12 protein-coding genes and 1 tRNA gene are annotated in these 17,920 nt (G+C 74.8%); 3 read left to right on the top strand and 10 right to left on the bottom strand.

All coding sequences use genetic code 11. The features are described from left to right. Positions 1 to 62: 62 nt before the first annotated feature. Complete coding sequence (gene dacB / locus C5507_RS00505; RefSeq protein WP_104526578.1) at positions 63 to 1,484, bottom strand: D-alanyl-D-alanine carboxypeptidase/D-alanyl-D-alanine endopeptidase; 1,422 nt, start codon at positions 1,482 to 1,484, stop codon at positions 63 to 65. A gap of 78 nt (positions 1,485 to 1,562) precedes the next feature. Between dacB and C5507_RS00500 the strand changes: the two genes are divergently transcribed. Beyond that, positions 1,563 to 2,057, top strand: coding sequence for an inorganic diphosphatase (locus C5507_RS00500; protein ID WP_104526721.1), 495 nt, complete (start codon positions 1,563 to 1,565; stop codon positions 2,055 to 2,057). A 208-nt stretch (positions 2,058 to 2,265) separates the two neighbouring features. Here the strand turns inward: C5507_RS00500 and C5507_RS00495 are convergent. From C5507_RS00495 to tmk, 3 genes are all read right to left on the bottom strand, one after another. Then, positions 2,266 to 2,338 (bottom strand) — tRNA-Thr (locus C5507_RS00495). A gap of 104 nt (positions 2,339 to 2,442) precedes the next feature. Next, positions 2,443 to 3,627, bottom strand: coding sequence for a DNA polymerase III subunit delta' (locus C5507_RS00490; protein WP_104526577.1), 1,185 nt, complete (start codon positions 3,625 to 3,627; stop codon positions 2,443 to 2,445). After that, positions 3,624 to 5,870 carry a dTMP kinase gene (tmk, locus tag C5507_RS00485; RefSeq protein WP_165400486.1) on the bottom strand — a complete coding sequence of 749 codons (2,247 nt, stop codon included), beginning with the start codon at positions 5,868 to 5,870 and terminating at the stop codon, positions 3,624 to 3,626. Before tmk ends, C5507_RS00490 begins: the two co-directional genes overlap by 4 nt. A gap of 219 nt (positions 5,871 to 6,089) precedes the next feature. Between tmk and C5507_RS00480 the strand changes: the two genes are divergently transcribed. Continuing rightward, positions 6,090 to 6,902 carry a trans-aconitate 2-methyltransferase gene (locus C5507_RS00480; protein ID WP_242611306.1) on the top strand — a complete coding sequence of 271 codons (813 nt, stop codon included), beginning with the start codon at positions 6,090 to 6,092 and terminating at the stop codon, positions 6,900 to 6,902. Positions 6,903 to 7,651: 749 nt separating this feature from the next. Here the strand turns inward: C5507_RS00480 and C5507_RS00470 are convergent. From C5507_RS00470 to C5507_RS00460, 3 genes are all read right to left on the bottom strand, one after another. Next, positions 7,652 to 8,410, bottom strand: coding sequence for a class I SAM-dependent methyltransferase (locus C5507_RS00470; protein ID WP_104526574.1), 759 nt, complete (start codon positions 8,408 to 8,410; stop codon positions 7,652 to 7,654). Beyond that, the gene (topA, locus tag C5507_RS00465; protein WP_104526573.1) at positions 8,410 to 11,286 is read right to left on the bottom strand and encodes a type I DNA topoisomerase; all 2,877 of its coding nucleotides are present in this window, start codon (positions 11,284 to 11,286) and stop codon (positions 8,410 to 8,412) included. The genes C5507_RS00470 and topA overlap by 1 nt, the downstream gene beginning before the upstream one ends. Positions 11,287 to 11,663: 377 nt before the next feature. After that, a complete protein-coding gene (locus C5507_RS00460) occupies positions 11,664 to 13,928 on the bottom strand; it encodes a sodium-translocating pyrophosphatase (RefSeq protein ID WP_104526572.1) in 2,265 nt (754 codons plus the stop codon). Between the two features lie 295 nt (positions 13,929 to 14,223). Between C5507_RS00460 and C5507_RS00455 the strand changes: the two genes are divergently transcribed. Next, complete coding sequence (locus tag C5507_RS00455) at positions 14,224 to 16,833, top strand: DEAD/DEAH box helicase (RefSeq protein ID WP_242611305.1); 2,610 nt, start codon at positions 14,224 to 14,226, stop codon at positions 16,831 to 16,833. Between the two features lie 12 nt (positions 16,834 to 16,845). On the opposite strand, the gene C5507_RS00450 is transcribed toward C5507_RS00455, so the two are convergent. Genes C5507_RS00450 through C5507_RS22945 form a run of 3 tightly spaced genes read right to left on the bottom strand, consistent with a single transcriptional unit; the run spans position 16,846 to position 17,843 of the window. Beyond that, on the bottom strand, positions 16,846 to 17,208 hold the full coding sequence (locus tag C5507_RS00450) for an Rv3654c family TadE-like protein (RefSeq protein WP_165400485.1): 363 nt from the start codon (positions 17,206 to 17,208) through the stop codon (positions 16,846 to 16,848). Next, positions 17,205 to 17,582: a TadE family type IV pilus minor pilin gene (locus C5507_RS00445; RefSeq protein ID WP_249027805.1), complete on the bottom strand. Its 378-nt coding sequence runs from the start codon at positions 17,580 to 17,582 to the stop codon at positions 17,205 to 17,207. Before C5507_RS00445 ends, C5507_RS00450 begins: the two co-directional genes overlap by 4 nt. A 3-nt stretch (positions 17,583 to 17,585) precedes the next feature. Next, positions 17,586 to 17,843, bottom strand: coding sequence for a DUF4244 domain-containing protein (locus C5507_RS22945; RefSeq protein ID WP_242611302.1), 258 nt, complete (start codon positions 17,841 to 17,843; stop codon positions 17,586 to 17,588). Positions 17,844 to 17,920 lie beyond the last annotated feature (77 nt).

Genomic DNA, 17,920 nt, shown 5'->3' with positions numbered 1-17,920 from the left:
GAAGAGCACATCCGCCTCACCGTACGCGGCGGAGGCCGTCCCGCCCGTCCGGAGCCCGGGCCTCAGCTGCAGCCGCAGGCGGCGAGCTGGGCGGCGAACTCGTCCAGCGCCGCCTCGGCCGCGACCTCGCCGCCGGTGGCGTCGTCGGCGACGACGGCGAACGCCAGCAGCCGCCCGTCGACGGTGACGACGGTGCCGGCGAGCGCGTGCACGCCGAGGAGGGTGCCAGTCTTCGCGCGGACGGTGCCGGGCGCGGTCGCGGGGTCGTCGTCGCCGCGGTCGGCGAGGGTGCCGTCGTAGCCGGCGATCGGCAGGCCGGCGAGCAGCCCGGCGGCGTTGCCCAGGCTGCCGTCGGCCGCACCGGTGATGATCGCGCTGAGCACGTCGGCGGTCACGCTGTTCGTCCCGGAGAGACCGCTGCTGTCGGCCAGGCTGACGTCGGCGACGGGGATGCCGGCCTCCTCCACCGCGTCGGTGACCGCCCGCGCTGCGCCGTCGAAGGTGGCCGGCTCGCCCCGGGCGATGGCGACCTGGCGGCCCAGGGTCTCGGCGAGCACGTTGTCCGACATGGACAGCATCTGCTCCACCTGCCGCACGACCGGGGCGGACTCGACCGTCCCGAGCGTCCGGGCGCCGGCCGGGGCCTGACCGAGCACCACGGTGGCGCCCGGGGCGCCGAGTGCGTCGGCGAAGGCCGCGCCGGCGTCGAGGCCGGGCTGCCCGCTGCGCGCCAGGGAGCCGGGGCTCACCCGGGCGCCGTCGACGGCGGTGGCGGTGATGGGGGCGGCGTATGTGGAGGGGGCGTCCCCCGGGCCCCAGCCCGGGGCGGTCAGGGGGCCGCTGTACAGCGAGCTGTCGACGACGACGCGGGTGACCGCGGTGCCGGCGGGCAGCGCGGCGACCACCTGGGTGGCGAGGTCGGCGACCGTGGGGGCGCCCGGGTAGCTGAGGGACGGCTCCGTGCGGGACAGCGTGGGGTCACCGCCGCCGACGAGCACCACCTCACCGGGCGAGGCGCCGCTGACGACGGTGGTCTCGAAGGTGTCGCCGGGGTCGAGCGTGGTGAGGGCTGCGACGGCGGTGAGCAGCTTGACCGTCGACGCCGGGGTGACGGGAGCGTCCGCCTCCTCCTCGAACAGCACTTCACCGGTCGCGACGTCGACGACGCTGGCCGTGGCACCGCTCCCGAGCGCGGACCCGGTGACCAGCGGGGTCAGCCGGGTGGCGAGGACGTCGGCGCCGGGCACCGGGGCGTCGCTGGAGAGCGAGGCGAGGACCGGGTCGGCCGGGCCGAGCTCGGGCAGCTCGGCGTCCTCGACCGCGACGGCACCCTCGGGGTCGTCGCGACCGAGCAGCACCGCGAGCCCGATGCCACCGCCGACGAGCAGCAGGACCACCGTGACGACGGCCATGATCATGCGTCGGCGGAACCGTCCGTAGTTCGCGGTGATGACCGTCGATCCACCCGACGAAATGCTCTCCACCCCCCAGAAGGGGGCTCTTCGCCCCTCGGAACGAGACCTGGCCCGACCGGATCGACCCCCGTGGGCCACACTACGTTCGTGCAGTTCGACGTGACGGTAGAAATCCCGAAGGGCCAGCGGAACAAGTACGAGCTGGACCATGAGACCGGACGCATCCGCTTGGACCGGATGCTGTTCACCTCCACCCGCTATCCGGCGGACTACGGCTACATCGAGAACACCCTGGGGCAGGACGGCGATCCGCTGGACGCCCTGGTGATCCTCGAGGAGCCGACGTTCCCGGGGTGCCTGGTGACCTGCCGGGCCATCGGCATGTTCCGCATGACCGACGAGGCAGGTGGGGACGACAAGGTCCTCTGCGTGCCGGCGACGGACCCGCGGGTGGCCCACCTCAAGGAGATCCACGACGTGTCGGAGTTCGACCGTCTGGAGATCCAGCACTTCTTCGAGACCTACAAGGACCTGGAGCCGGGCAAGTCGGTCGAGGGCGCCGAGTGGGTCGGGCGCGAGGAGGCCGAGGCCGAGATCACGGCCTCGATCCAGCGGGCCAAGGACAACTCCACGCACCACTGAGCCCGGTACCCGGCCCTTCGGTCCGGGCGCCGAGCGCACCGACGGCGGCACACCCCACGGGGGCGTGCCGCCGTCAGCCGTACCCGCGGGAACAGCTGGGGCCGGCCAGCACGGCTCGACCCGGCGCGCGATTCCGGCCGGTCGCCGCTCGGCCCCGGAGACGACGCAGCGGGCCCGTTCTGGTGGACGGGCCCGCTGCGTCTGGGAGAGCCGCCTGTCGGAATCGAACCGACGACCTTCTCATTACGAGTGAGATGCTCTACCGACTGAGCTAAGGCGGCGAACTGCCCGCACAGCCTACGACACGTCGCCCGCGGTGCTGCGTGGCCCTCCTGCAGGGGCCCGCCGCGAGCTCGCGAGCGGTGGGGGGCAGGAGGGCCCTTCTTCAGGCGGGCAGCCGAAGCGCGACCGTGAGCGCCTCCAGCGCCACCTGCGGCTTCACGTTCTGCTCCAGCGCGCGGCGGCAGGCGAGGATCGCGTCGATGCGGCGCAGCGCCCCCTCGGCGCCGATCCGGCGGGCCAGCTCCTCGGCGTCGGCGCGCCGGTCGGGGTGGTTGAGCTGCGGGACGTCGGCCCCGACCGCGTGCAGGACGAGCGCGTCGCGGTACAGCCCGGCCAGGTCGACCAGCGCCCGGTCCAGCGAGTCGCGACCGAGCCGGGTGGCCCGCGACTTCTGCCGCTTCTCCAGCTCCTTGAGCTGCCCGGCGCCCCGGCTGGCGGCAGCGATGCCCGGCCCCCGGGCGCCGACGCCCAGGCTGTTCTTGACCGCCTCGGTCTCGGCGCCGTCCAGGGCGGCGGAGGCCTGGTCGGCCTCCTCCTTGGCCGAGCCGACCAGGTCGTCCGCGGCGTCGAGGCAGGCGGCCAGCGACACCAGCCGCAGCGGGACGTCGAGCACCGCCTTGCGGGCCATCCGCGCGTCCTCGTCGCGGGCCAGCCGGTGGGCGCGGCCGACGTGCCCTCCGGAGGCGGCGGCCGACCAGGAGGCCAGCGCGGGGTCGATCCCGTCGCGGCTCACCAGCACCTCGGCGACCGCCTCGGCCGGCGGCGTGCGCAGCGCCACCACGCGGCAGCGGGAGCGGATGGTGACCGGCACGTCCTCGGGGTGCAGGCTCGGGGCGCAGAGCAGGAAGACCGTCCGCGGCGGCGGCTCCTCCAGCATCTTGAGGACGGTGTTGGACGCCTGCTCGGTCATCCGGTCGGCGTCCTCGACGACGACCACCTGCCAGCGGCCCTGCGACGGCGCCCGGCCGGCGATGCGGACCAGCTCCCGGACCTCGGCGACACCGATGGACAGGCCCTCCGGCACGACGGTCTGCACGTCGGCGTGGGTGCCGGCCAGCACCGTCCGGCAGGCGTGGCAGGTGCCGTCACCGCCCGCCGGGCACTGCAGGGCGGCCGCGAAGGCACGGGCGGCCACCGATCGACCGGAGCCTGGGGGGCCGGTGAAGAGCCAGGCGTGCGTCATCGCCGTGGGGTCCGCGATCGCGCCCCTCAGCTCCGCCACGACGGCCGGCTGGCCGACCAGCTGGGTCCACACACCCTCGCTGGGTGCCGTCACCGGGGCGCTCATGGGTGCAGCTGGGGGGTGGTGCCGGTCTGGGCGTGCGGGTGGTGGGTGGTCGTGGCCAGCTCCTCGTCGCTCCGGCGGGCACGCCCGCCGCTGTGCCCGGCGGCGGGCTGCGCCAGGGTCTGCAGCGGCAGCCCGGACAGCAGCTCGGCCACGCGCACCCGGATGGCGGCGGCGATCTCGTCGGGGCTGCGGCGCGCATCCAGCACCAGGTAGCGGTCCGGGTCGGACTCGGCCAGCGCCCGGAACGTCTGGCGCACCCGCTGGTGGAAGTCCAGGGACTCCGACTCGAGCCGGTCGGCGGCCGCCCGCCCGCGCGCCCGCGCCAGACCGACCTCCGGGGGGAGGTCGAGCAGCACCGTCAGGTCCGGCTGGAGGCCTTCGGTGGCCCAGCGCGAGAGCATGCGGACGTCCTCGAGCGGGATCGTCCGGCCCGCCCCCTGGTAGGCCAGCGAGCTGTCGACGAACCGGTCGGTGATGACGACCTCGCCGGCGTCCAGCGCCGGCCGCAGCACGTCGTGCACGTGCTGGGCGCGGTCGGCGGCGTAGAGCAGCGCCTCCGACCGGGAGGCGATCCCGGCGTGCGCCCGGTCGAGCACGATCGCACGGATGCCGGCCCCGGAGGGGGTAGCGCCCGGCTCGAACGTCGCGCGCGCGACCAGCCCCTCGTCGGTGAGCCACTCCTGCAGCCGGCGGACCTGGGTGGACTTGCCGGCGCCCTCACCGCCCTCGAAGGCGATGAGGACCCCGCCCTTCGCGAGCCGGCGACGGGCGGTGGTGTCCCGCCGCACCGCGGTGAGCACGTCGGCCAGCAGCGGGACCGGCCGCCCGTCGTCCATCTGCCGGTAGGCGAGCACGCCGACGCCGATGGCCAGCAACCCGGCCACGAACAGCATCAGCCGCTCGCCGGTGACCGTCAGGGAGAAGACACCGAGGTCCAGGGTGTGCCGGCGCAGCGCACCCACGGCGAACGGCACCACGGCCAGGGAGAGGATCAGCGCCGCCCGCACCAGCGACTGGACCAGCGCGAAGGTGCGCCCGCGGATCGAGTCCTCGATCTCGGTGCCGAGCAGGGTGAAGCCGGCCAGGTAGGCGATCCCTGCGAAGAAGCCCATGGCCACGATCAGCAGGAGCGCGATCCACAGCGTGAAGGTCCAGGCCAGCAGCAGGAGCGCGGTGCCGGCGCCGACGATGGCCACCCCGAAGAGCCGCTCGCGCGACAGGTCGCGCGCCACGCTGGGCCCCGCGCCGATGCCGATGCCCAGCCCGATGAAGACCGCACCGAAGAGCAGTCCGTAGGCGGCACCGCCGCCACCCACGGAGGCGGCGAACGCCTGCGCGGTGGCGATGACGACGCCGGCCGCGACGAACGCGCCCGTGATGCCGACGACCAGCCCACGGACCAGCGCGGTGTGCCCGGCGAAGGAGAAGCCGTCCCGCAGCGAACGGAGGAAGCTCTCCTGCTTGACGGCGGCCCCGGCCGCCCGCCGCCCGCTGATCGAGGGCAGCCGCCAGATCACGGCGGCGGCGACCAGGAAGGTGAGCGCGTTGAGGTAGAGCGCGAGGTCCGCCTGGTCGACCGAGGGCAGCAGCTCGCCGTCGCCGTTGAGGGCGTTCAGCAGGGCGAAGACGACGGCCGCCAGCACGGGGGTGAAGCCGTAGGTCGTCACCAGGGACAGCTGGTTGGCCGGCTCCAGCTGGTCCTTGCGCAGCATGTTCGGCACCGCGGCGTCCTTGGCCGGGATCCAGAACAGGCTGAGCGCCTCGATCAGGAACTGCGCGATGAACAGCCAGATCAGCTCGCCGACGATCGGGATCGAGGCGAAGAGGCCGAAGCGGAGGATGTCGGTGACGACCATCGTCTTGCGCCGGTCGAACCGGTCGGCGAAGGCGCCGGCCAGCGGGCCGAGCAGGATGGCCGGCAGCAGCCGGAAGGCCAGCACGCCACCGAGCGCGAAGTTGGCCGCATAGCCGTCGACCAGCGAGTACGCGGTGAACGTGATGGCCAGCAGGCCCAGCCAGTCACCGAAGCTCGACAGCGCCGTCGACAGCCACAGCTTCCGGAAGTCCCGGATCCGGAGGACGGCGCGGATCTTGGCCGCCAGGCCCACGGCGCCCGGCCCGCCCGCGTGCTCCGCGTCGTCCGGCCCACCGGGGGCCAGCTCGCCCAGCGGCACAACGGCGTCGGGCGCTACGGGCGTCCCGGCCGGCGGCAGGCCGTCCCCCTGGGCACCCGGACCCACCACCGGGGCAGCCGCCGCCGACTCGTCGGACGGGGGTACCGGGGGCGTCGGGTCGGCCGGAATGACGGGCTCCCAAGGTCGATGGGCACCGGGACGGAGCGGGCCCCGGCGGGGGTCACGGTACCGGTCCGCCGTGACGATTTCGGCCCCTTGCCGCTCCGGCGGGGTGAACGGCTACCTGGCGTTCCGGTGCCCGCCACCCCCGGCACTAGGCTGACGGCGGTGACCGGGACAGAGGACACGACGCACCCCGCCGCGGCCGGCTCGTGGCATCCCGGCACCTACCTGCGCTACGCCGGTGAGCGCGCCCGGCCGTTCGTCGAACTGCTCGCGCGGGTGGACGCGCCCTCCCCACACACCGTGGTCGACCTCGGCTGCGGCGAGGGCAGCCTCACCGCGTCGCTGGCGCAGCGCTGGCCGGCCGCCCGCGTCACCGGCGTCGACTCCTCCCCCGAGATGCTCGCCGCCGCGTCGGTGGTGCCCGGCCGGGTCGGCTTCGAGCTGGGCGACGTGCGCGAGTGGGCCCCTGCCGAGCCGGTCGACGTCGTCGTCAGCAATGCGGTCCTGCACTGGGTGCCCGACCATCCGCAGTTGCTGACCCGCTGGGCGGCGGCCGTACCGCCGGGTGGATGGCTGGCGGTGCAGGTGCCGGGCAACTTCCGTGCGCCCACCCACGCCCTGCTCGCCGAGCTGTGCCGCTCTCCCGGGTGGGCCGACCGGCTGGCCGGGGCGGCACCGCGTCCCGACACCGTGCTGGAGCCGGCCGGCTACGCCGACGTCCTGACCGGCGCCGGGCTGGTGCCCGACGTCTGGGAGACCACTTACCTCCACGTCCTGCAGGGGGAGGATCCGGTGCTCGGCTGGGTGCGGTCGACGGCCCTGCGGCCGGTGCTCGGCCTGCTCGACGACGCCGACGCCAGACGCTTCACCGAGGCGTACGCCGCCGCGCTGCGGACTGCCTACCCCCGCCGCGCCGACGGCACGACCGTGCTGCCCTTCCGGCGGGTCTTCGCCGTCGGCCACCGCCCGTCCTGATCCCGGAGGTCCTGCGCTCACCGGTCTGCACCACGTCCAGGTCGCCTGCCCCGCGGGGAGCGAGGACGCACTGCGCGCCTCCTGCGCCGGGGTCCTCGGGATGACGGAGGTGGAGAGGCCACCGGTGCATACCCCCGCGGCGGCACCCGGTCGAGCGAGACCCGCGCTCCCCCGGCCACCGGAGGCGCTACGTCGTCGACCCCCTGGGCAACCGGCTGGAGGCGCTCGAGCCGATCGGCGACGGGTGGGCGACGGGTGGGCGACGGACCACGTGCGAGGCTGCGCAGCTCCGGTACCGGGGAGTGCGCTCCGGCGGGCGGCACGCCCGGACGAGGTCGGGACGGGGCGGACGCCGGCACGACCGGGATCTGCGGCCCGGGAGGCGCGCCATGCGTTCGGCGCAGGTGACCGGTGGCCGGTTCTTCGTGGCTCGCTGGACGGACAGGCCGGGCCGTACGCCTCTTCCCGGCGGGATCGGCAACTCCTAGCGTCCGACCATGGCCGGGAAGCCACTGAGGTGCCGATTCGGGTTCCACTCCTATGTCCAGCGACACCCGGACGGAGAGCGACCTGCGGAACCGGACGACAAGATGTGCCGGCGGTGCGGCAAGCGCACGGGCACCCCGTTCGGCAACGCGCCATGGGTCCTGCCCGGGTGACGTCCCCGGCGATGGTGGTGGTGGAGGCGCCGGCGACCTCCGACACGACCCACTGACGCCGGAGCCGCCGCACCGGCGGGCGGCGACCGCTCAGCGCGAGGTGAGCCGGTAGGCGTGCGTCCGGTAGGGCAGCTCGAGCTCGGCCCGGCCCCGGGTGTCGGGGTGGCCGGCCAGCAGGTCGCGGATCGAGGACAGGAACGCCTCCCGGCCGGCGTCGTCCATGACCGCCACGTAGCTGCGGGTCGCGATGGCCCCGACGACGTCCTCGGGCGCCAGCCGCTGGACCACCTGCGACTCGACGACCCCCACCTCCGCGTCCAGCTCCGCGGCGAGCCGGTCGACGAGGCCCAGGTCGGCTCCGTGCCCGCGCACCACGAGGTCCGGCAGCTCCTCCAGGGCGGCGACCCATGGCACGCGGTCGTCCCGGGTGTTCCAGATCAGCCCGAGGACGCCGCCGGGGCGGAGCACGCGCCGGATCTCCCGGGCGGCCGGCGCCGGGTCGAACCAGTGGGCGGCCTGCCCGGCGACGACGGCGTCGATCGAGCCGTCGTCGGCCGGGATCGACTCAGCGGTCCCGACGGCGGTGCGGACCGAGGGCAGGCGGACGCCGAGCTCGGCGAGCATCCCCGCGGAGGGGTCGACGGCGCGGACGCGGTGGCCCAGGCCGAGCACGACCTCGGTCAGCAGCCCGGTGCCGGCGCCGACGTCCAGCACGTCCAGCGGCCCGTCGCGGCCGAGCAGGAACTCGACGGCGTCGGTGGGGTAGCTCGGCCGCAGCGTCGCATAACTCGCCGCGACGGCGCCGAAGGAGCGCGCCCGGGCGTGCAGCGCGTCCTCGGGGCCGGCCATCAGCCGGCCGTGACCGGGGCGGTGGCCGCCTTCGCCGTCGTCTTCTTCGCCGTCGTCTTCTTCGCCGTCGTCTTCTTCGCCGTCGTCTTCTTCGCCGTCGTCTTCTTCGCCGTCGTCTTCTTCGCCGTCGCCTTCTTCTTCGACGGCCCGGCAGCACGGCGGTCGGCCAGCAGCTCCGCCGCCCGCTCGATCGTGATCGACTCGACGTCGTCGCCCTTGCGCAGGCTGGCGTTGGTCTCGCCGTCGGTCACGTAGGGGCCGAAACGCCCCTCGCGCACGGTGACCACGCCCTGGGTGACCGGATCGGGGCCGAGCTCCTTGAGCGGAGCCTTGGCTGCGGCCCGGCCGCGCTGCTTGGGCTGGGCGAAGATCGCCAGCGCCTCGTCGAGGGTGACGGTGAACAGCCGGTCCTCGCTCTCCAGGGAGCGCGAGTCGGTGCCCTTCTTCAGGTAGGCCCCGTACCGGCCGTTGAGCGCCTGGATCTCCTCGCCCTCCGGCGTCGTCCCCACCGCGCGCGGCAGCGTGAGCAGCTTCAGCGCGTCCTCGAAGGTGACCGTCTCCGGCGACATCGAGGAGAACAGGCTCGCCGTCCGGGGGGCGTCCTTGCTGCCCTCGGGGACGACCGTGGTGACGTAGGGGCCGTAGCGGCCGGCCTTGACCACGACCGGGTGGCCGGACTCCGGGTCGGTGCCCAGCTCGCGGTCGCTCGACGGCGCGGCCAGCAGCTCGCGCACCTTCTCGGTGGTCAGCTCGTCGGGCGCGAGGTCCTCCGGGATGCTGACCCGCGCACCGTCCTCGCTGTCGACCTGCAGGTAGGGGCCGTAGCGGCCGACCCGGACGACGACCGGGCGGCCCGCTTCGTCGGTGGCGCGCAGCGGGATGGAGTTGATCCCGCGGGCGTCGATCTCCTCCAGCCGCTGGCCGATCACGTGCTTGAGGCCGCCGGACTGCGCGATCGCGCCGGCGTGCCGGCCCTCGCCGCCGAAGTAGAACTCGGTCAGCCAGGTGACCCGCTGCAGGCTGCCGCCGGCGATCTCGTCGAGCTCCTCCTCCAGCGAGGCGGTGAAGTCGTAGTCCACCAGCTGGGTGAAGTACTGCTCCAGCAGGTTGACCACGGCGAACGCGACGAACGACGGGACGAGGGCGTTGCCCTTCTTCCAGACGTACCCGCGGTCCTGGATGGTCTGCATGATCGACGCGAAGGTCGACGGCCGGCCGATGCCCAGCTCCTCCAGCCGGGCGACGAGGCTCGGCTCGGTGTAGCGGGACGGCGGCTGGGTGGTGTGCCCCTTGGCGTCCAGCGACCGGGTGTCCAGCTGCTGGCCGCGCTCGAGGCGGGGCAGCCGACGCTCGGCGTCGTCGCTGCCGTGGTCCTCGTCGCCGTCCTTCGTCGCACCCTCGTCGCGGGATTCGACGTAGGCGCGCAGGAAGCCGGGGAAGGTGATGGTGCGGCCCGACGCGGTGAACTCCACCGCCTCGTCGGTGGTGCTGCGGCCCGCGAGCCGGACGCTCACGGTCTGCCCGACGGCGTCGGCCATCTGGGAGGCGACGGTGCGCTGCCAGATGAGCTCGTAGAGCCGGAACTCGTCCCGGGCCAGCCCGGCCGCGAGCTGGCCCGGGGTCCGGAAGCTGTCACCGGCGGGACGGATCGCCTCGTGCGCCTCCTGCGCGCCCTTGGCCTTCTTCGCGTAGCGGCGGGCCTCCGCCGGGACGTAGGCGTCGCCGTAGAGCTCGCGCGCCTGCTGCCGGGCGGCGTTGATCGCCTCCTGCGACAGGTTCGTCGAGTCGGTCCGCATGTAGGTGATGTGGCCGTTCTCGTACAGCCGCTGGGCCACCCGCATGGTCTGCGCGGAGGACCAGCCGAGCTTGCGACCGGCCTCCATCTGCAGCGTGGAGGTGGTGAACGGGGCGTACGGACGACGGCGGTAGGGCTTCTCGTCGACGCGGCTGACCGTCATCTGACGGCCCTCGAGCCGGGCGGCCAGGCCGCGGGCGCCGGCCTCGTCGAGGTGGACGACGTCGCCGCTGACGCTGCCGGTGGCCGCGTCGAAGTCCTTGCCCGTCGCGACCCGGCTGTCGTCGACGCCGACCAGCTTGGCGCGGACGGTGGTGGGCTCGCCCTCGTCGGCGCCGGCGGCCTTGCCGGGGACGGCGAAGGTGCCCTCGAGCGACCAGTAGTCGGCGGCGTGGAAGGCCATCCGCTCCCGCTCGCGCTCGACGACGATCCGGGTGGCCACCGACTGCACGCGGCCGGCCGAGAGCTTCGGCAGGACCTTCTTCCAGAGGACCGGGCTGACCTCGTAGCCGTAGAGGCGGTCGAGGATGCGCCGGGTCTCCTGGGCGTCGACCAGGGCGGTGTCCAGCTCGCGGGGATTGGCGACGGCGCGGGCGATCGCCTCGGGGGTGATCTCGTGGAAGACCATCCGGCGGACCGGGACGCGCGGCTTGAGCGTGTCGATGAGGTGCCAGGCGATGGCCTCGCCCTCGCGGTCCTCATCCGTGGCCAGGAAGATCTCGCTGGCGTTCTTGACCAGCTGCTTGAGCCGGGTCACCTGCTGCTTGCGGTCCGGGCTGACGACGTAGAGCGGCTCGAAGGAGTTGTCGACGTCGACGCCGAGCCGGGCCCACGCCGCACCCTTGTGCTCGGCCGGGACGTCGGCGGCGTTGCGCGGCAGGTCGCGGATGTGCCCGACGCTGGCCTCGACGACGTAGCCGCTGCCGAGGTAGCCGGCGATCTTGTTCGCCTTGGTCGGCGACTCGACGATGACCAGCGGCCGTCCGCCGGGCGCGGCCGAGCCCCGGCGGGCGGGCTTCTTCGCCGCCCCGTCGGTCGTCGGGTCGCTGTCGGCTGCGGGCTGCGTGGTCTTCGTGGGCACGGGACTCCTGTCGGTGGTGCTGAGGTGGTGCAGGCGCGGCGTACCTGGCCGCACCGGGAAACCCTGGTGCGTCGGCCCCGTGGGCCGGGACCGGGTGGGCGCCACCGCGGAACGCCCCTCGGCGCGCCACGGTAAGCCACCCCGGCGCCGGGGCGCCGGGCGCGACCCTCCGTGGGCGCGCCGTCACCCCGACCAACGCGGATGCTGCGGCCGTGTTCCCAGGGAGGGAAGAGGACGTACCGCGAAGGGGGCAGTCAGCATGCCCCGGCGCGCTGACCTGGGCCCTCACCCGTCCACAGCCGAGCCGTCCGTCCACAGCCGCCCGCGCGGCGGACCACCGGCCGGCCCGCCACCGCAGGATCGCCGACGTGCGGAGATCAGGGAGCGCTGGCGGTGAGCGGAGCGTCGTCGGGAGAGGTCGCCATCTCGCCCACCACCACGGACCGGCGCTTGGACACCACCACGGCCACCACCACGATGGCCACGGCGGCCAGCGCGATGCCCAGGCGCAGGCCGGTGTCGGCGTCCTCCCCCACCGACAGCCCGACGACGGCGGGCGCGATCAGCAGCGCGACCAGGTTCATCACCTTGATCAGCGGGTTGATCGCCGGCCCGGCGGTGTCCTTGAACGGGTCGCCCACCGTGTCGCCGATGACCGTCGCCGCGTGGGCCTCGCTGCCCTTGCCGCCGTACGCGCCGTCCTCCACCATCTTCTTGGCGTTGTCCCACGCGCCGCCGGAGTTGGCGAGGAAGACGGCCATGAGCGTGCCCGCCGCGATGGCGCCCACGAGGTAGGCGGCCAGCGGGCCGATGCCGAGCCCGAAGCCGACGGCGACCGGGGCGAGCACGGCGAGCAGGCCGGGCGTCGCGAGTTCGCGCAGCGAGTCCTTGGTGCAGATGTCCACGACGGCGCCGTAGTCCGGTCGCTCGGTGAAGGTCATGATCCCGGGGTGCCGGCGGAACTGCTCGCGCACCTCGAACACCACCCGGCCGGCCGCGCGGGACACGGCGCTGATGGCCAGCCCGGAGAAGAGGAAGACCACCGCGGCCCCGAGCACCGCGCCGACGACGTTGTTCGGGTTCACCAGGCTGAACGCATCGCCCAGCGAGGTGCCCGCCTCCTCGAGGGCGACGAGCACCTGGGCGTTGTAGCTGCCGAAGAGCGCCGTCGCGGCCAGGACCGCGGTGGCGATCGCGATGCCCTTGGTGATCGCCTTGGTGGTGTTGCCGACGGCGTCCAGGTCGGTGAGCACCTGGGCGCCGGCCTCGTCGATGTCGCCGGACATCTCCGCGATGCCCTGGGCGTTGTCGCTGACCGGGCCGAAGGTGTCCATCGAGACGATGACCCCGGCCGTCGTGAGCAGGCCGCAGCCGGCCAGCGCGACGGCGTACAGCGCAGCCCCGCCACCGATGAGGAAGGCGCCGTAGACTGCGCCGCCGATGAGCAGCGCCGCGTACACCGCCGACTCCAGCCCCAGCGAGATCCCCGAGAGGATCACCGTCGCCGGGCCGGTCAGCGAACTGCGCCCGACGTCCTTGACCGGCTTGCGGCTGGTCTCGGTGAAGTAGCCGGTGAGTTGCTGGATGGCCGCGGCGAGCACCACGCCGATCAGCACCGCGACGAAGCCGAGCACCTGGGGGCTGACCGGCAGGTCCTCCACGTCGCCCACGCCCGGCAGCAGGGTGAAGGAGGCGACCGCCACCAGCAGCAGCGAGACGACGGCGGAGACGAAGAACCCGCGGTTGATCGGGGCCAGCCCGGTGGTGTCCCGCGCCCCCGGGCGGGTGGCCAGGATGCCGACCACCGAGGCGATCACCCCGACCGCGGCCACCACCAGGGGGAACACCATGCCCACCGAGCCGAAGAAGACCTGGCCGAGGATGAGCGCGGCGACGAGGGTGACGGCGTAGGACTCGAAGAGGTCGGCCGCCATGCCCGCGCAGTCGCCGACGTTGTCCCCCACGTTGTCGGCGATGGTCGCGGCGTTGCGGGGGTCGTCCTCGGGGATGCCGGCCTCCACCTTGCCGACCAGGTCGGCGCCGACGTCGGCCGCCTTGGTGAAGATGCCGCCGCCGACACGCATGAACATGGCCAGCAGGGCGCCGCCGAAGCCGAAGCCCTCCAGCACCACCGGCGCGGTCTCGTCGAACAGCAGCAGCGCCAGGGCCGCTCCGAACAGGCCCAGCCCGACGGTGATCATCCCGCAGACGCCGCCGGTCCGGTACGCGATCCGGAAGGCCGGCTGGTACCCGCCGCCCCGCGCCGCCGCGGCCATCCGGACGTTGCCGCGGGTGGCCAGCGTCATGCCGATGAACCCGACGAGCGCGGAGAACGTCCCCCCGACGAGGAAGAACAGCGCGCGACCGATGCGGGTCCCCCAGCCGCCATCGGCGACCGGGAGGATCAGCAGGACCACGAACACGATCACGGCGAAGACGGCGAGGGTGCGGAACTGCCGCCGGAGGTAGGCGGCCGCCCCCTCCTGGATCGCCCGGGCGATCTCCCGCATCTTCTCGGTGCCCTGGTCCGCTGCCGTGACGGCCCGTACCAGATAACCGGCGAAGACCAGAGCGGCCAGCGAGATGACGAGGATGACGGCGACCAGCGCCATCTCCCCACCGGACAGGGAGCTGTCGGGCATGGATCCTCCAGGCGTCGGCCGCCCGGGAGGCGCCGTGCTCCCCGGTGCGGCGGAGGTCGGCGTTCCCGCGCCGGCCAGGTCGACCGGCTCGGGAACGGAGCGAAGTGTAAGGGAGATCACACTTTCGGCAACCGTTTCCGGCTCTCCCTTCGCCGGTCCCCGCGGCCGGAGCCCCGGCCGCGCAGCGGCGGCTTGCCGGCAGGTGTGACAGTGGGGAGGTGACGGAGCGTGCGACGTCACCCAGAGAGGCAGCACCCGTGGACACGCGGACGACGAGCGCCAGCGAGGAGGATGCGTGACCACGCTCCACCAGGTCCTGTCGGCTCCCCCTCCCGGCACGGACGACCGGTCCGCGGGTGGCAGCGGCGGGTCGCCGGGAGGCCCCCGTCCCGTCGGCGCGGTCCCGCCCGGGGGCGAGCTGCTGGACGAGCTGCTCGCCGGCACGGCGGAGGACGAGCAACCGGTCACGCACGTGCACCACCTGCCGGTGCGGGACAGCCGGACCTCGGCCTGGCCGGAGTGGGTCGAGCCGGGCCTGCGCGAGCGGCTGGTCACCCGCGGGGTCCACGCCCCGTGGCAGCACCAGGTGGCCGCGGCGCAGCTGGCCCGCGAGGGCAGGCACGTGGTGGTGGCCACCGGCACCGCCTCGGGGAAGTCGCTGGCCTACCAGCTGCCCGCGCTCACCAAGCTGGCCGAGGACCCGCGCGCCTGCGTCCTGTACCTGGCACCGACCAAGGCGCTGGCCCGCGACCAGCTGGCCTCGGTGGCCGAGCTGGCCGATCCGTCGGTGCGGCCGGCGGCCTACGACGGCGACACCCCGGCCGAGGAGCGCGACTGGGTCCGCCGGCACTCCCGCTGGATCGTCACCAACCCCGACATGCTGCACCGCGGGATCCTGCCGGCCCACCAGCGCTGGTCGAGCACGCTGCGCCGGGTGGCCTACGTGGTCATCGACGAGTGCCACGCCTACCGAGGGGTGTTCGGCTCGCACGTCGGCCACGTGCTGCGCCGGCTGCGGCGGATCTGCCGCCGCTACGGCGCCGAGCCGGTCTTCGTCCTCGCCTCGGCCACCGTCGCCGATCCCGCCGCAGCCGCCGCCCGGCTGGTCGGCGAGGACGTGGTCGCGGTGACCGACGACGGTTCGCCGCGCCCCGGCGCCACCTTCGCGCTGTGGGAGCCGCCGCTGACCGAGCGGACCGGCGAGCACGGGGCACCGCTGCGCCGCTCGGCCGCGGCGGACGCGGCCGGGCTGCTCGCCGACCTGGTGGAGCGGGGCGCGCGGACGCTGGCGTTCGTCCGGTCCCGCCGCAGCGCGGAGTCGGTGGCCGAGCAGGCCCGCCGGATCCTCGGCGAGCGCGGCCGCACCGACCTGGTGGGCCGGGTGGACTCCTACCGCGGCGGCTACCTCCCCGAGGAGCGCCGCGAGCTGGAGCGCGCCCTGTCCTCGGGCGACCTGCTCGGGGTCGCCACCACCAACGCCCTCGAGCTGGGCATCGACATCGCGGGCCTGGACGCCGTCGTGCTGGCCGGCTATCCGGGCACTCTCGCGTCGCTCTGGCAGCAGGCGGGCCGGGCCGGCCGGGCGCAGCGGGAGTCGCTGGTGGTCTTCGTGGCCCGCGACGACCCGCTGGACCACTACCTCGCCCACCACCCCAAGGCGGTCTTCGGCCGGCCGATCGAGGCCACCGTCACCGACCCGGCCAACCCCTACGTGCTGGGCCCCCAGCTGTGCTGCGCCGCGGCCGAGCTGCCGCTGGCACATGCGGACCTCGCCGACTTCGGCGGGCCGGTCGCCGAGGCGCAGATCGAGGAACTGGTCGCCGACGGCCAGCTCCGTCGGCGGCCGACCGGCTGGTACTGGGCCGGGCGCGGGCGGCCGGACGTCGACATCCGCGGCAGCGGCGGTGAACCGGTGGCGATCATCGAGGCGGCGACCGGCCGGCTGCTCGGCACCGTCGACGGCGGGGCCGCGCACGCCACCGTGCACGAGGGTGCGCTGTACGTGCACCGCGGTGACACCTTCGTCGTCGACGAGTTCGACGTCGAGGACGCCTGCGCGGTGGTGCACCCGGAGAACCCGGACTGGACGACCGTCGCCCGCGACGTCACCGACCTGTCGATCGTCTCGATCGAGCAGACCCGTTCCCTGGGCGCGGTCACCGCGCACACCGGCGTGGTCGACGTGACCAACCAGGTGGTGGCCTACCAGCGGCGCCGGCAGGGCACCGGCGAGGTCCTGGCCGAGTTCCCGCTGGACCTCCCCCCGCGGCAGCTGCGCACCAAGGCCGTGTGGTTGACGCTGGACCACCGCGCGGTCGAGCGGGCCGACGTCGACGACGCCGCCCTGCCCGGGTCGCTGCACGCCGCCGAGCACGCGGCGATCGGCATCCTGCCGCTGCTGGCGACCTGCGACCGCTGGGACCTCGGCGGGCTGTCCACCGCCGTGCACCCGGACACCGGGACCGCGGCGATCTTCGTCTACGACGGCCACCCCGGCGGCGCGGGCTTCAGCGAGCGCGGCTACGCGGCGCTGCGCCGGTGGCTGCAGGCCACCCGGGCGACCGTGGCCAGCTGCGAGTGCGAGAGCGGTTGCCCATCGTGCGTGCAGTCGCCCAAGTGCGGCAACGGCAACGACCCGCTGGACAAGGCCGGCGCGGTGCGGGTGCTCGACGTGGTCCTGGACGAGCTGGCCGCGCGCGACGACGCGAGCTCCACGGACGACGAGCTGGGCGGCGACGACCCCGAGGCGGGCGTCGCGGTCGAGGAGGACCCGCCGTCGTCGCGCGACCAGCTGCCGGACGCACCGGTCGCCGCCCCCCGGCGGACCGCCGACCCGCAGCGGGTCCGGGAGCCCGAGCCCGAGCCGGCGGCCACCGCCGAGGAGCAGGACGACCTGGTCTTCTGACCGGACGGCGGCTCAGGGCGGTACCGGACCCGCGCGGGCCCGGCCCACCGCCTCGTGCACGCCCAGCCCGAGCCGGGCGGCGACGCGGACCTCCACGTCCACGACCGCGCCGGACCCGATGTGGCAGCCGGTCAGCTCGGCGCCGTTCGCCTCCGCCACCTCCGCCGCCGCGGCACATGCCGTCGGGTCCCCGGCCACGGCCCGGCCGGCGGCCGCCAGCGCGGACAGGTCGGCCGCAGCCGCGGCCCGGTGCCGGGCGACGACCGCCGCTCCCACCAGGACCGCGGCCGCGGCCACGACCGCCAGGACGCCCGCCAGGAGCAGCACCCAGACGGTGGCCGACCCGCGCTCCCGCGAGCCCCTTCCGGCGCTCACCCGGCCGGCCCGGCGCCGGGTTCGCGCTGCCCCACCGCCTCGGCGGAGACGGTCACCCGCCACGGCAGCGGCCCCAGCGGGGCGACCTCGACGGTGACCACCACCCGCACCTCGGCGTCGGTCGTCGTCATGGCCGTGCGGGCGCCGTCGGGCGCGGCGGCCGCGGCCCAGCCCGCCACCGTCGCGGCGTCCTCGCCCCGGGCCGCGGCGCGGGCCCCCTCCCGGGCGGCGTCCACGCACCGCAGCTGGGCGCCCACCACCGTCACCGCCGCGACCGCACCCACGAGCACCAGCAGCAGCACCGGCAGGACGACGGCGGTCTCGGCGGTGACCATGCCCGCTTCTCCCCGCTCCCGCCGGACCGGTCGCGCCACGGCTCAGGACAGGGTCGCGAGCGCAGCGTCGACGAGCTCGGTGAGCCCGGTGACGATCGAGTCACCGCTGACCACGCGGTAGAGCACGGCCGCGAAGGCGCACGCCGCCACGGTGCCGACGGCGTACTCGGCGGTGCTCATCCCCGCCTCGGCGGTGGCCGTCAGCCGCGCCCAGCGGCGGCCGAGCCGGGTGCCGCCGACCCTCCCGGGACGGTCGGGATGGGGCGTGGGGCTCTCGATGTCCTGCTCTGCTTCGTCCACGGGTCCTCCTCGGTCGGGGCCCCGGCGGGGCCGACCCCCTGAGCCTCGGGCGACGGGCGCGCCGGTTCGAGAGCCCC

The organism is Blastococcus saxobsidens (genome assembly GCF_002938435.1).
Taxonomy (GTDB): Bacteria; Actinomycetota; Actinomycetes; order Mycobacteriales; family Geodermatophilaceae; genus Blastococcus; species Blastococcus saxobsidens.
Note: the sequence above shows the minus strand (reverse complement) of the source record. Positions and strands in the feature narration are given on the sequence as shown.